General features: G+C 68.0%; 14 protein-coding genes and 1 tRNA gene. 8 read left to right on the top strand and 7 right to left on the bottom strand.

The window, feature by feature from the left end; genetic code table 11:
- Positions 1-70: 70 nt before the first annotated feature.
- Positions 71-156 (bottom strand) — tRNA-Leu (locus tag BLR51_RS10490).
- A gap of 172 nt (positions 157-328) precedes the next feature.
- On the opposite strand from BLR51_RS10490, the gene lipB reads away from it, so the two are divergent.
- Positions 329-1,015 carry a lipoyl(octanoyl) transferase LipB gene (gene lipB / locus BLR51_RS10485; protein ID WP_089846650.1) on the top strand — a complete coding sequence of 229 codons (687 nt, stop codon included), beginning with the start codon at positions 329-331 and terminating at the stop codon, positions 1,013-1,015.
- Between the two features lie 98 nt (positions 1,016-1,113).
- Here lipB and BLR51_RS10480 read toward each other — a convergent pair whose 3' ends face one another.
- Positions 1,114-1,317 carry a hypothetical protein gene (locus BLR51_RS10480; protein WP_089846648.1) on the bottom strand — a complete coding sequence of 68 codons (204 nt, stop codon included), beginning with the start codon at positions 1,315-1,317 and terminating at the stop codon, positions 1,114-1,116.
- 262 nt (positions 1,318-1,579) lie between these two features.
- Between BLR51_RS10480 and ctaD the strand changes: the two genes are divergently transcribed.
- The 3 genes from ctaD (at position 1,580) to BLR51_RS10465 (ending at position 4,779) form a co-directional block, all read left to right on the top strand.
- The gene (gene ctaD, locus BLR51_RS10475; RefSeq protein ID WP_089846646.1) at positions 1,580-3,253 is read left to right on the top strand and encodes a cytochrome c oxidase subunit I; all 1,674 of its coding nucleotides are present in this window, start codon (positions 1,580-1,582) and stop codon (positions 3,251-3,253) included.
- A gap of 116 nt (positions 3,254-3,369) precedes the next feature.
- A complete protein-coding gene (locus BLR51_RS10470) occupies positions 3,370-3,867 on the top strand; it encodes a DUF2244 domain-containing protein (RefSeq protein ID WP_089846644.1) in 498 nt (165 codons plus the stop codon).
- Between the two features lie 18 nt (positions 3,868-3,885).
- Positions 3,886-4,779, top strand: coding sequence for a hypothetical protein (locus BLR51_RS10465; RefSeq protein WP_089846642.1), 894 nt, complete (start codon positions 3,886-3,888; stop codon positions 4,777-4,779).
- Positions 4,780-4,784: 5 nt separating this feature from the next.
- Here the strand turns inward: BLR51_RS10465 and BLR51_RS10460 are convergent, their stop codons facing one another.
- Positions 4,785-5,246: a GatB/YqeY domain-containing protein gene (locus BLR51_RS10460; RefSeq protein ID WP_089846639.1), complete on the bottom strand. Its 462-nt coding sequence runs from the start codon at positions 5,244-5,246 to the stop codon at positions 4,785-4,787.
- Positions 5,247-5,441: 195 nt separating this feature from the next.
- Between BLR51_RS10460 and carA the strand changes: the two genes are divergently transcribed.
- Both carA and BLR51_RS10450 read left to right on the top strand, forming a co-directional pair.
- Positions 5,442-6,593, top strand: coding sequence for a glutamine-hydrolyzing carbamoyl-phosphate synthase small subunit (gene carA / locus BLR51_RS10455; RefSeq protein ID WP_089846637.1), 1,152 nt, complete (start codon positions 5,442-5,444; stop codon positions 6,591-6,593).
- A gap of 176 nt (positions 6,594-6,769) precedes the next feature.
- Positions 6,770-8,587: a glycosyltransferase family 2 protein gene (locus tag BLR51_RS10450; protein ID WP_242656708.1), complete on the top strand. Its 1,818-nt coding sequence runs from the start codon at positions 6,770-6,772 to the stop codon at positions 8,585-8,587.
- Between the two features lie 7 nt (positions 8,588-8,594).
- On the opposite strand, the gene BLR51_RS10445 is transcribed toward BLR51_RS10450, so the two are convergent.
- Positions 8,595-9,239, bottom strand: a complete 645-nt coding sequence (locus BLR51_RS10445) for a GntR family transcriptional regulator (protein WP_089846635.1) — start codon at positions 9,237-9,239, stop codon at positions 8,595-8,597.
- Positions 9,240-9,343: 104 nt separating this feature from the next.
- Between BLR51_RS10445 and BLR51_RS10440 the strand changes: the two genes are divergently transcribed.
- Positions 9,344-9,988, top strand: coding sequence for a pyrimidine 5'-nucleotidase (locus BLR51_RS10440; protein WP_089846632.1), 645 nt, complete (start codon positions 9,344-9,346; stop codon positions 9,986-9,988).
- A gap of 139 nt (positions 9,989-10,127) precedes the next feature.
- A complete protein-coding gene (locus BLR51_RS10435) occupies positions 10,128-11,321 on the top strand; it encodes a UbiH/UbiF family hydroxylase (protein WP_089846630.1) in 1,194 nt (397 codons plus the stop codon).
- Between the two features lie 154 nt (positions 11,322-11,475).
- Here the strand turns inward: BLR51_RS10435 and BLR51_RS10430 are convergent, their stop codons facing one another.
- The 3 genes from BLR51_RS10430 to BLR51_RS10420 all read right to left on the bottom strand — a co-directional run bounded on the left by BLR51_RS10430 (position 11,476) and on the right by BLR51_RS10420 (position 13,632).
- On the bottom strand, positions 11,476-12,606 hold the full coding sequence (locus tag BLR51_RS10430; RefSeq protein ID WP_089846629.1) for an aminotransferase class V-fold PLP-dependent enzyme: 1,131 nt from the start codon (positions 12,604-12,606) through the stop codon (positions 11,476-11,478).
- Between the two features lie 112 nt (positions 12,607-12,718).
- Positions 12,719-13,180, bottom strand: a complete 462-nt coding sequence (locus BLR51_RS10425) for an Lrp/AsnC family transcriptional regulator (protein WP_165616800.1) — start codon at positions 13,178-13,180, stop codon at positions 12,719-12,721.
- On the bottom strand, positions 13,177-13,632 hold the full coding sequence (locus tag BLR51_RS10420; protein WP_089846627.1) for an Lrp/AsnC family transcriptional regulator: 456 nt from the start codon (positions 13,630-13,632) through the stop codon (positions 13,177-13,179). Before BLR51_RS10420 ends, BLR51_RS10425 begins: the two co-directional genes overlap by 4 nt.
- Positions 13,633-13,674: the final 42 nt, after the last annotated feature.

The following is a 13,674-nucleotide window of genomic DNA, read 5'->3' as shown; positions in this document are numbered from 1 at the left end:
CCCCACAGACGCAAAAGCCCCCACCATGATCATGGCAGGGCCAAGGCTGGCGCCTCGATTTTCGGGAAATTGGTGCGGTCGAGAAGACTCGAACTTCCACGGGTGTTACCCCACAGCGACCTCAACGCTGCGCGTCTACCATTCCGCCACGACCGCACTGTCTGGGCTGGTGACGCGCTACCTACAAAAGCCCGCCGGGCTTGTGAAGAGCAAAAGCGCCGGGGCCCGGAAATTTTCCGCCCCCGTCCGGGCCGGGCCGCGCGGACTTGCAGGCGGGGGCTGCAGACGGCATTGATCTTGGCGTGGATCAGGCAGAAGGCGGCGGGCCATGGTGGAGTGGATCACAAGCGAGGGGCTCACGGGGTATCCCGAGGCGGTGGCCTTCATGGAGGCGCGGGCCGAGGCGATTGCCGCAGGGCAGGCCCCCGAGGCGGTCTGGCTGGTGGAGCATCCGCCGCTTTATACCGCAGGCACCTCCGCCCGGCCCGAGGATCTGCACAGCCCCGACCGCTTTCCGGTCTTTCCCAGCAAGCGCGGCGGGCAATACACCTATCACGGGCCCGGCCAGCGGGTGGTCTATGTCATGCTCGACGTGGGCGCGCGCGGGCGCGACGTGCGCTGCTTCGTGCGCCAGCTGGAAGCCTGGGTGATCGCGGCGCTGGCGGAGTTCAACGTGGCGGGCCATATCCGCGACGGGCGCGTGGGGGTCTGGGTCGAACGCCCCGACCGGCCCCGCCGCACCGATGGCGGGCTGGCCGAGGACAAGATCGCGGCCATCGGCATCCGGCTGCGCAAATGGGTCAGCTTTCACGGCATCTCGATCAATGTGGAGCCGGATCTGGAGCATTTCAGCGGCATCGTGCCCTGCGGCATCCGGGATTTCGGCGTGACGAGCCTTGTCGATCTGGGCCTGCCCGTGGGCATGGCCGATCTGGACGTGGCGCTCCGGCGCGGCTTCGATCAGGTCTTTGCCGCAGAAGCCCGCCCCGCCTGCCGGACCGCCGCCGCGGAATAAAGGTCTGACCGGAGCGGCGGTCGGGGTTTGGGGAGAACAGGCCGCTCCGGCCAGAGCACCCGCCGCAAGGGGGACAGTCCCGCGGCAGGATGAGGGGATCAGCGCAGCGTGGCCTGACCCAGAAACACATGCGCGATGATCTGGTCGCGCCGCAGCCCCAGCCCGGCCAGCGCCGCATCATCCAGCGCGCGCAGCGCCGCCACCCGTCCCGCCAGACGGCGCTGCCGCCGGGCGAACGGCGTCTCGAGCGACCGGAAGAGCCGGGTCAGGCGGGACACGTAAGGCAGGCTGAGGCGGCGCATGGCGAACTCTCCGGGGTGGGACATGGGACGACCATACGCGCCCTGCCCGCCGCGCGCAGGTCAGGAAAACCCGCCCTTCGCGCAGGCCCGCCGCAGCCCGCAAGCCCTGCGCCGGGTGCGACAATAAAGTTTGATCTGGATCAATTGAGTCCGTTGCCGCTGCGACGGTCACATTCTAAAAGGAAAATCGGAACCGAGGGCGCCGCGGTCAGTTTGCGTGCCCCCTTGCGACGCTTTGGACGAGACCAACAGGAGGCACACAATGGCAGACGCCGCCATTCACGGCCACGAGCACGAGGACGACCGCGGGTTCTTCACCCGCTGGTTCATGTCCACGAATCACAAGGATATCGGGATTCTTTACCTGATCACCTCGGCGATCGTGGGCCTGATCTCCGTGGCCTTCACCGTCTACATGCGACTGGAGCTCATGGAGCCCGGCGTGCAGTTCATGTGCATGGAAGGGGCGCGGCTTTTCCCGACCGCCACCGAAAACTGCACCCCCAACGGCCATCTCTGGAACGTCATGATCACCGGACACGGGATCCTGATGATGTTCTTCGTGGTGATCCCGGCGCTGTTCGGCGGCTTTGGCAACTATTTCATGCCGCTGCAGATCGGCGCGCCGGACATGGCGTTCCCGCGGCTGAACAACCTCAGCTACTGGCTGTTCGTCGCAGGCTCGCTGCTGGCCGTGGTCTCGGTCTTCAGCCCCGGCGGCAATGGCCAGCTTGGCTCGGGGATCGGCTGGGTGCTCTATCCGCCGCTCTCGACCACCGAAGGCGGTTTCTCCACCGATCTCGCGATCTTTGCGGTGCACGTCTCGGGCGCCTCGTCGATCCTTGGGGCCATCAACATCATCACCACCTTCCTGAACATGCGCGCCCCCGGCATGACCCTGTTCAAGGTGCCGCTGTTTGCATGGTCGGTCTTCGTGACCGCGTGGCTGATCCTGCTGGCCCTGCCGGTGCTGGCTGGCGCCATCACCATGCTGCTGACCGACCGGAACTTCGGGACCACCTTCTTTGATCCCGCAGGCGGCGGCGACCCCGTGCTCTACCAGCACATCCTGTGGTTCTTCGGCCACCCGGAAGTGTATATCGTGATCCTGCCGGGCTTCGGCATCATCTCCCACGTCATTGCCACCTTCTCGCGCAAGCCGGTCTTCGGCTACCTGCCGATGGTCTGGGCGATCATCGCGATCGGCGCGCTCGGGTTCGTCGTGTGGGCGCACCACATGTACACCGTGGGCATGTCGCTGACCCAGCAGAGCTACTTCATGCTGGCCACGATGGTCATCGCGGTGCCGACCGGGGTCAAGGTGTTCAGCTGGATCGCCACGATGTGGGGCGGCTCCATCGAGTTCAAGACACCGATGCTCTGGGCGATCGGCTTCCTGATCCTGTTCACCATGGGCGGCGTGACCGGCGTGGTGCTCAGCCAGGCGGGCGTCGACCGTGCCTATCACGACACCTATTACGTGGTGGCGCATTTCCACTACGTGATGAGCCTTGGTGCGGTGTTTGCCATCTTCGCGGGGGTCTATTTCTACTTCCCCAAGATGACCGGCAAGATGTACCCCGAATGGGCTGGCAAGCTGCATTTCTACGCCATGTTCATCGGTACGAACCTGACGTTCTTCCCGCAGCACTTCCTTGGCCGTCAGGGCATGCCGCGCCGCTATATCGACTATCCCGAAGCCTTCGCGCTCTGGAACCACGTGTCGAGCTGGGGTGCGATCATCAGCTTCGCCTCCTTCCTGTTCTTCTTCTGGGTGATGTGGCACTCGCTGCGCAAGGGCGTGGCCTGCACCGCACCGAACCCGTGGAACGAATACGCGGACACGCTGGAATGGACCCTGCCTTCGCCCCCGCCCGAACACACGTTCGAGCAGCTGCCGAAGCGCGAGGACTGGGACAAGGGCCACGCGCACTGACGCGCTGACCTGACCTGCTGGACCGGCCCCGGAGAGCATCTCCGGGGCCGGTTTCGTTTGGCCCCCTGCGGCATCTTTGCGTTAGACACGCCCGGCGCCAATGATACATTCCGGCCATGCCATATGCTTGGACCACCACGGATCGGACGGCACCGGCGGCAGAGCTGCGGCTCTGGCCGCATCAGTCGCTGTCCGCCAAGGGCTTTGTCACCTTCATCGGCATCTTCTTCTTTCTGGCGCTGTTTCCGATCTATGCCGTGCTGGGCACCGTGCTGCTCTGGGGGCTGCTGCCCTTCATGCTCGCGGCCCTCTGGGCGATCTGGTATGCGCTGCGCCGCAATGAACGCGACCGCCAGATCCTCGAAGTGCTGGAACTCAGCCCCGATCACCTGCGGCTGACCCGCCACAACCCGCGCGGCCCGGCGCAGGACTGGGAGGGCAATCCCTACTGGGTCAGCGTCAGCCTGCATGAAAAAGGCGGCCCCGTGCCCTATTATGTCACGCTGAAAGGCAGCGGGCGCGAGGTTGAGATCGGTGCGTTTCTCAGCGAAGACGAACGCAAGGCGCTTTATGCCGAACTTTCCGACAGGGTGCGGCAGATCGCCCGGCCCTGACCCCGAGACGGAGCGAAGATGGCGCAGGCACAGGCCACCCCGAAATGGAAACGGCGCGTGCTGCGGCTCGCCGCAGCGGTCAGCCCGGCGCTGGCCCTGACCCTTGATCCCGCCCCGTCAGAGGCGGCGGCGCTGTCGCGGCGGCAGGCTCCGCCCTCCGCCGCCCCGGCAGAGCAGGTGATCTTTCTGATCCCGCTGGTGGGGCCGCATCACGTCGGCGACTGGCACGCGGTGACCGCACGGCTTGCCCGCACGCTGGAAAGTTTCCAGCGCCAGCGCGGCGACTGGCAGGCGGTGATCTGCTGTCAGGAGCGCCCGCCCCTGCCCGATGATCCGCGCATCACATGGCTGCCCTTTACCGATCCCACGCCGGGCAATGACAAATGGCGCAAGCTCGCGGCGCTCTGCGACCATCTGCCCGCGCTCACCCGCAGGCCCGCCTATGTCATGAGCTTTGATGCCGATGACCTGCTGCGCGACGGCACCGTGGCGGAAATGCTGGACCAGCAGGCGCGCGGCTATCTGGTGGCGCAGGGCTATGTCATGGACCATGCCAGCGGCGAGGTGGCGCTGGCCGGCCCGCCATCGCTGCGCCAGCCGCTGCGCAAACCGTTCTGGAAACTGTGCGGATCCTGCATGGCGCTGCGCCATGACCCGGATCTGCCGCAAAGCGCGCCTTTCCTCAGGGCGATGACCGCGCATGAACACCGGATGTTTCCGTATCTGGCGCGGCTGGCGGGGCTCGCGCCGGTGGCGCTGCCCCGGCCTGCGGTGCTGTATGTGCTGAACCACGGCGAGAATTTTGGCGCCCGCCGCGGCAGGGTAGGGTTCAAGACCCGGTTCGTGCGCCGCTTCGCGCTGCGCGATGCCGCCGAACGCGCGGCGGTGGCGCGGGACTTCCCCGCGCCCTAGGCGCCTCAGCCCGCCAGACGGTCCTTGACCAGCGGCCCCACCGCGCCAAAATCCATGCGGCCCTGATAGCGCGCCTTCAGCACGCCCATCACCCGGCCCATGTCGCGGATGGAATTCGCGCCCAGTTCGGCAACGGCGGCATCCACGGCCTTGGTCACCTCCTCCTCGCTCAGCGGCTTGGGCAGGAATTCCTCGATCACCACGATCTCGGCCAGTTCGCGTTCGGCCAGATCCAGCCGCCCGCCTTCTTCATAGGTGCGCGCGCTTTCGCGGCGCTGCTTGACCATCTTGGCAAGGATCGCCAGCAATTCGCTGTCTTCGACCCCGCCTTCCTGTCCTTCGGCGCGGGCGGCAATGTCCCGATCCTTGAACGCGGCAGAGATCAGCCGCAATGTCGACAGCCGATCTGCCGCCTTGTCTCGCATGGCCTGCTTGGTCGCGGCCATGATGCGTTCGCGCAATTCCATCGAAAGGAGTCCCCGGAAGCTGTTCAAGACCTGAGCCTACCGAAAGGCTCAAGGGCGCGCAACTCTGCGCGATATGGAACCAAGTCTTTGATTTTGCTTGACTTCGCGTCACAAATGAGCCCTTGACCCGGCTCCGCCCTGCCCTTAGGTATGGCCCGATTTGCCAACAGCCCCCAAAAGCAGAGGAGTCGCGCCATGTCGCTCGCCACCCCGCAGAAGCCCACCGCCTGCCTCGCCCTCGCCGATGGCACGCTGTTTTACGGCCAGGGGTTCGGCGCCACCGGCCAGGCCCAGGCCGAGCTGTGTTTCAACACCGCCATGTCCGGCTATCAGGAAATCATGACGGACCCGTCTTATGCGGGCCAGATCGTGACCTTCACCTTCCCGCATATCGGCAATACCGGCGTCACCCCCGAGGATGACGAAACCGGCGATCCGGTGGCGGCGGGCATGGTGGTGAAATGGATGCCCACGCAGTCCTCCAACTGGCGGGCCGTGCAGCAGCTGTCCGAATGGCTGGCGGCGCGGGGCCGCATCGCCATCGGCGGCATCGACACCCGGCGGCTGACCCGCGCCATCCGGCAGCAGGGCGCCCCGCATGTGGCACTGGCCCATGACCCCGAGGGCAATTTCGACGTGGAGGCGCTGGTCGCCGCCGCGCGCGCCTTTCCGGGCCTGACCGGTCTTGATCTGGCCAAGGACGTGACCTGCGCGCAGAGCTACCGCTGGGACGAAATGCGGTGGGCCTGGCCCGAAGGCTATGCCCGGCAGACCGCGCCGCGCAAGAAAGTGGTCGCCATCGACTATGGCGCCAAGCGCAACATCCTGCGCTGCCTCGCCTCGGCGGGCTGCGACGTGACCGTGCTGCCCGCCTCCGCCACCAAGGAGGAGGTGCTGGCGCATTCCCCCGACGGCATCTTCCTGTCGAACGGCCCCGGCGATCCCGCCGCCACCGGCGCCTATGCCGTGCCGATGATCCGCGGCCTGCTGGATGACACCGACCTGCCGATGTTCGGCATCTGCCTTGGCCACCAGATGCTGGCGCTGGCGCTTGGCGGCAAGACCATCAAGATGAACCACGGCCATCACGGCGCGAACCACCCGGTCAAGGATGTGGAGACCGGCAAGGTCGAGATCACCTCGATGAACCACGGCTTCGCGGTGGACAGCCAGACCCTGCCCAAAGGCGTGCTGGAAACCCATGTCAGCCTGTTTGACGGGTCGAACTGCGGGATTCGCATGAGCGAGCGCCCGGTGTTCAGCGTGCAGCACCACCCCGAAGCCAGCCCCGGACCGCAGGACAGCTTCTATCTCTTCGAACGGTTCGTGAACAGCATGGGCGCCTGAGCGGGAGCGTGCCGGATTTCCGCGCCGCCATGCGGAAAATGGTTAACAACCTGCTCAGATTAAAGCTTTTTTTACCAATCTGAGGTGATCCTCTCCGCAAAGGAAAGGATCACCTCGTGCGTCAGCCGCGCTCTGCCCCCGCCGCGCCGACCGGATCCCCCGGCAGGGGACGGCCCGTGGCCGCGCTGCTGATGGAACAGGGCCGCCTTGCGCCGTCCGCAGCGCTGCGCGCGCTTGGCGAAAGCCGCCGCAGCGGCACCGACATCACCCGCGTCCTGCTGGCAGAAGACACTGTATCCCCCGCAGATCTGCGCGACGCGATGGCCCGGCACTGCGGCGTACTGACGCTGGACCGTGCCAGCTGCCCCCCCGATCCGGCGCTGGCGGATCTGCTGCCGCCCGAAACCTGCCTGCGCCTTGCCGCCCTGCCATGGATGCGCGCGGGGGCGACGCTGGTGATCGCCACCGCCCAGCCCCAGGGTTTTGCCGCCGTGCTGCAGGCGCTTGCCCCCGATTGCGGCCCCGTCGCCATGGCGCTGGCGCTGGAATCCGACATTCACGCCGAAATCGCGCTGCGTCATGGCGACGCCATGGCGCGGGCCGCCGAAGCGCAGGTGCCTGCCGAACTCAGCTGCCGCGACATTTCCGGCGCGACGCCACGGCAGCTTGCGCTGGCGGGCGGGCTGGCCCTGACCTGCCTGGCGCTGCTGGTGGTCTGGCCCGTTGCCTTTTTCGGCGCGGCGCTGGCGCTGGCGCTGCTGTCGCTCTTGCTCGCCCAGATCACCAAGGGCGCGGCGCTGCTCGCGGGCTGGCGCCGCAGCGCGCCCGCCGCCCCGGCTTCGGGACCGCTGCCCGAGGTGTCGCTGCTGGTGCCGCTTTTCCGCGAGGAACACATCGCCGACACGCTGGTGCGCCGCCTCAGCCGCCTCGACTATCCGCGTGCCCTGCTCGAGGTGCTGCTGGTGCTGGAGGCGGGGGATGATCTGACCCGGCGCACGCTGGCCCGCACGCCGCTGCCGCCATGGATCCGCACCGTGACCGTGCCCGAAGGCCCAGTCACCACCAAGCCGCGCGCGCTGAACTATGCGCTGCGCTTCGCCCGGGGCCAGATCATCGGCATCTATGACGCCGAGGATTCACCCAGCCCCGACCAAATCCGCCGCGTCGCGCATCATTTCGAACGGGCCCCGCCTCAGGTCGCCTGCGTGCAGGGGATCCTCGATTTCTATAACCCGCGCGCCAACTGGCTGGCGCGGTGTTTCACCATCGAATACGCCACATGGTTCCGGATCCTGCTGCCCGGTCTGGCCCGCCTCGGCTTTCCGGTCCCGCTGGGCGGCACCACGGTGTTCTTCCGCCGCGAAGCGCTGGACCATGTCGGCGGCTGGGATGCCCATAACGTCACCGAAGATGCCGATCTGGGCGTGCGGCTGGCCCGGTTCGGCTATGTCACCGACCTGCTGGCCACCCCCACCCGCGAAGAGGCCAACAACCGCCCTTGGCCATGGGTGCGGCAGCGCTCGCGCTGGCTCAAGGGCTACATGATGACATGGGCCGTGCACATGCGCCGCCCGCGCCAGCTCTGGCGCGATCTGGGGCCATGGGGCTTTGCGGGCTTCCAGCTGATCTTTGTGCCCGGCCTGCTGCAGGCGCTGCTGGCGCCGGTGCTGTGGTCGTTCTGGCTGGTACTGGCGGGGCTGCCGCATCCGCTGGCGGCCAGCCTCTCCGCAGGCCAGATGCGGGCGCTGGTCGCCACGTTTCTGACCGCCGAGGCGGTGTCGCTGCTCTGCTCGCTCGCCGCCGTGGCGCGCAGCCCGCATGGCGGGCTGCTGCCGGTGGTGCCGACGCTGTTCCTTTACTATCCGCTGGGAACGCTCGCCGCCTACAAGGCGCTGTGGGAACTGCTGCACCGGCCCTTCTACTGGGACAAGACCATGCATGGCCATTCCGCCCCCGACCATGACGGCGCCGACCTCCCCGAATCCGCGCCCTGACCCGGGCTCAGCCCGGCTGGCGGCTGTCCAGCTTCAGCCGGGTGACAAAGGCCACCGAAATATGCTCGCGCAGCGCCTTGTCCGCCGCGGCGCCATCGCGCCGCCCCACCGCATCGACAATTGCCTGATGCTCGGCCAGCGCCACCTCGCCGCGCCCCTCCGCCGCCAGCGAGGTGGTGGCCATCAGCGCCATCGACCGGTGCACCAGATCGAGCTGCTGCACCAGATAGCGGTTGTGCGAGGCGAGATGGATCATCCGGTGGAACCGCCGGTTGGCCCGTGCCAGCGCGCCCGGATCCCCCAGCAGCGCACGGTCCTCCGTCACCATGTCGCGCAGCACCTGCACTTCCTCGTCGGTGGCATGGCGCGCGGCCAGCCGCGCCGCCAGCCCCTCCAGTTCGGTGCGCACCACGTAAAGCTCCGCCATCTGGTTGTGATCCAGCGAGGCCACGATCAGCGACCGCCCGTCCCGCGCCAGCAGCGACTGCGTCTCCAGCCGCTGCAGCGCCTCGCGGATCGGGGTGCGCGACACGCCGAACCGGTCGGCCAGCTCGCTTTCCACCAGCCGGTCGCCCGGACGGTAGACCCCTTGGTCGATCGCCTCGAGGATCAGCGTGTAGGCGTCCTTGGCGGGCGTCCGGGGATGGGTCATGCGCTGCGGTCTCCTTCAGATATCCCGGCAGGATAGCGGCCCGGGGCGCCCGGGATCAATCCATCCATATTGCCGCGCCGCGCGTCAGGCCATAAGATGATCCCATGGTAAAGCAGCATTTCTCTCATGTCCGGCATTGGGTCTTCGATCTGGACAACACGCTCTATTCTCCCGCCGTGCGGCTCTTCGACCAGATCGAGCGGCGGATGACCGATTTTGTCATGCGGGTCACCGGCCATGCCGAAGCCGAGGCCAGCGCGCTGCGCCTGCGCTACTGGCAGGATCACGGCACCACGCTGGCCGGGCTGATGGCACATCACGAGGTGGATCCCGACGCCTATCTGGTGGAGGTGCACGATATCTCCTTTGACGCGCTGACCCCGGATCCGCATCTGGCCCGGCTGATCACCGCCCTGCCCGGACGCAAGATCGTCTATACCAATGGCAGCGCCCCCTATGCCGCCCGGGTGCTGGAGGCGCGCGGCCTCGAAGCCGCCTTCGACGCGATCTATGGCGTGGAGGATGCGGGCTTCCTGCCCAAGCCGCAGCCCGAGGCTTTTGCCCGGATCTTCGCCCGCGACGGCACCGATGCCGCCACCGCCGCCATGTTTGAGGATGACCCCCGCAACCTCGCCGCCCCGCATGCGCTGGGGATGCGCACAGTGCATGTGGCCCCGGCCCGCGCGCCGGGCGATCACATCCACCACCATACCGACGACCTGCCGGATTTCCTGCGCCGTCTGGGATAGAGCGGCGAGCCCGGCAGCGACCAGACCTGCCGCAAAGGCCGATGGGCAAGAACGCCGCATGTCCAACCCGCCCGCCGCGCCCTAGATAAGGGGGCAGGAGTGCCAGCGCGGCGCCGCGCAGATGCCAAGGGAGCAGGCCATGGACCACGACATTCTCATCTCCGGCGGCGGCATTGCCGGGCTCATCGCCACGGCAGCCTTCGGGGCTGCGGGCTTCCGCGTGCTCTGCGTCGATCCCGCCCCCCCCGTCACCACGCGGGAGTCCGAGGGGTCGGATCTGCGCAGCACCGCCTTCCTGCAGCCCGCGCAGGCCTTTCTGGCGCAGGCCGGGCTCTGGGACCGGCTTGCCCCCCATGCCACGCCGCTGCAGGTGATGCGCATCGTGGATGCGGGCGGCGAGTTTCCCGAACCCCGCCTCAGCCGCGATTTCAACGCTGCCGACATTTCGGACCAGCCCTTCGGCTGGAACCTGCCCAACTGGCTGCTGCGCCGCGAGATCGCGGCGCATCTGGCCGACCTGCCCGGCGTGACCTTCCGCCCGGGCACCGCCACCACCAGCCTCTTCACCCGCGATGCCTCGGCACGGGTCGGACTGTCCGATGGCAGGAGGGTCGAGGTCCGGCTGGTCATCGCCGCGGACGGGCGCGGCTCGCCGATGCGGCAGGCGGCGGGCATCCCCGTCCGCACCACCCGCTTCGGCCAGAAGGCGCTGGCCTTCGCCGTCACCCACCCGCTGCCGCATGACAATGTCTCCACCGAGATCCACCGCAGCGGCGGCCCCTTCACGCTGGTGCCGCTGCCCGATCACGAGGGCCGCCCCTCCTCTGCCGTGGTCTGGATGGAAGAAGGCCCGAAGGCCGAAGCGCTGATGACCCTGCCCCCCGAGGCGTTCGAGCAGGAGATGTCGCAGCGCTCCTGTCACCTTTTCGGCCCGCTTACACTGGCCTCGCGCCGCACGATCTGGCCGATCATCGCGCAGGAGGCGACGCGGCTGACCGCACAGCGCCTCGCGCTGGTCGCCGAGGCCGCGCATGTGGTGCCGCCGATCGGGGCCCAGGGGCTGAACATGTCGCTGGCCGACATGCGGGTGCTGCATGATCTGGCCAGCACCAGCCCAGACCGGCTGGGCGCGCCCGAAATGCTCGACGCCTATTCACGCGCCCGCCTGCCGGACATCCGCGCCCGCCTCGCCGGGATCACCGCGCTGAACCGCGCCTCCATGCTCTCGGCTCCCGCACTGCGCGACGCCCGCGCCGCGGCGCTGAACCTGCTCTACGGCGCTCCCCCCGTGCGCCGCACCCTCATGCAGCTGGGGCTGGGCGCCAGCAGCTAGCCGCGCACAGAGCCCCCGCCTTCGTTCCCGGCCGCAGCGTCAGGCCTGCCTCCGGCGGGGATATTTTTAGTCAGAAGAGGCGAAAATACCTCTTCTGTTCTTCTTCTGACTGTAAATATCCCGGGGGTCCGGGGGCAGCGCCCCCGGCCTTGGCTCAGGACGGCAGAACCTCCGCCAGCACCCGCTCCAGCCGCGCCACCGTGCCGTCCACGTCGCGCAGCTTGTCGAGCCCGAAGAGGCCGAGCCGGAAGGTGCAGAACTCCGGGCCCTCGTCGCATTGCAGCGGCACGCCTGCCGCGATCTGCGCACCACCGGAGACAAAAGCGCGGCCGGACTGGATTTCGGGGTCGGTGGTGTAGCTCACCACCACCCCCGGCGCGCCGAAGCCTTCGGCAGCGACCGAGGTCACGCCGCGCGCGGCCAGCAGCGCGCGCACCCGGCGCCCCAATTCCCATTGCGCTTCCTTGGCCTCTGGAAAGCCGAAGGCGCGGGTTTCCGCCATGGCGTCGCGGAACATCCGCAGCCCGTCGGTGGGCAGGGTCGCGTGATAGGCATGGCCGCCCATCTCGTAGGCGGCCATGATCTGCCGCCATTTCTTCAGATCCAGCGCGAAGCTGTCGGACTGCGTCGTTTCCAGCCGCGCCAGCGCCCGGTCCGACAGCATCACCAGCCCGGCGCAGGGCGTGGCGCTCCAGCCTTTCTGCGGGGCGGAGATCAGCACATCCACCCCGGTCTGCGCCATGTCGACCCAGACGCAGCCCGAGGCGATGCAGTCCAGCACCATCAGCGCGCCGACCTCGTGCGCGGCCTCGGCCAGTGCGGCGATATAGTCATCGGGCAGGATCACCCCGGCAGAGGTTTCCACATGCGGCGCGAACACCACCTGCGGCGCCTCGGCGCGGATGCGCGCCACCACTTCCTCGATGGGTGCGGGGGCGAAGGGCGCCTGCAGCCCGTTGCCGCTGGGGCGCGCCTTCATCACCGTCACCTCGGCAGCGAGATCCCCGGCCTCGAGAATCTGGCTCCAGCGGAAGGAGAACCAGCCGTTGCGCACCACCAGCACCTTGGCGCCGCGCGAGAACTGCCGGGCCACCGCCTCCATGCCGACGCTGCCACCCCCCGGCACCAGCGCCACCGCCTCTGCGCCATAGACCTCGCGCAGCCCGGCGGAGATGTCGCGCATCACCTCCTGAAAGGCTGCCGACATGTGGTTCAGCGAGCGGTCGGTGAAGACCACGGAAAATTCGTCCAGCCCCTCGGGGTCGACATCCTTGCGCAGCGCCATGGCGTTCTCCTTGTGCTGAGGGCCGGTTCCTGCCAGCCCCGATCCTGATGGCACAGGGGTATCCGCTCCGGCGGGCGGGTGCAAAGCCTCCGATTGTCTCAGCCCGATTGTCTCAGCCCAGCGGGCCGGGGCGGCGTTCCTCGCTCAGCATCACGTTCGCCTCCACATGGCCGACCCCGGGCAGGGTCATGATCCGGCGCCGCAGCACCCGTTCGAAATCCGGCAGGTCGCGCGCCACCACCCGCAGCCGGTAATCGAAGGCGCCCAGCACATGCTCGACGATCTGCACCTCGGGGATGGCGCTGACCGCGCGTTCAAAATCCTCAAGGCTGACGCGGCCCTTGGTGGCGAGCCGGATGCCCAGAAACACCGTCACGCCGAAGCCCAGCCGTTCCAGATCCAGATCAAGCCGCGCCCGCCGGAACACCCCCGCCGCGCGCAGCCGCTGGATCCGCCGCCAGCAGGCGGGCTGCGACAGGCCAAAGCGGCGCCCCAGCGCGCCAGCGCTCGCCCCCGCATCCTCGGCCAATGCCCGGATCAGCGCGCGGTCGGTCTCGTCCAGCGCCACGCTCACAGCGGCACCGTCTCGTCGGATTTCACCAGCGCCACATGCATCAGCGCCTCGATATCGGCGATATGCGGCAGGGTCAGCAGCCGGGAGCGGTAGACGGTCTGGTAATGGCCCAGATCGCGGGCGATCACCGCCAGCCGCACGTCGATGGATCCCAGAAAGGTCTGGATCTCGATCACCTCCGGCACCTCGCGCGCCGCCGCGATGAAGTCATCGAAGGCGCGCGGCGCGGTCTTGTCCAGCGTCACCCGCAGCGACACCTCCACCTCATAGCCCAGAGCGGGCCAGTGGATCACGCCGCGCGTGCCGCGCAGCACCCCCGCCTCGCGCATCAGCCCCAGCCGCCGGGCAAGGGTCGAGGGCGTGACCCCGGCCCGGTCGGCCAGATCCGCGCCGGGCAGATCCGGGGCCGCCTGATACTGGCGCAGGATGCGCCGGTCCGTGTCATCCAGCATGATTTTTCCGTCTTTCATCACAATGGCGAATGAAATCGCAGC

This window comes from Salipiger marinus (assembly GCF_900100085.1).
In the GTDB taxonomy this organism is placed as follows: Bacteria; Pseudomonadota; Alphaproteobacteria; order Rhodobacterales; family Rhodobacteraceae; genus Salipiger; species Salipiger marinus.
This window is presented reverse-complemented; position numbering and strand designations above follow the sequence as displayed.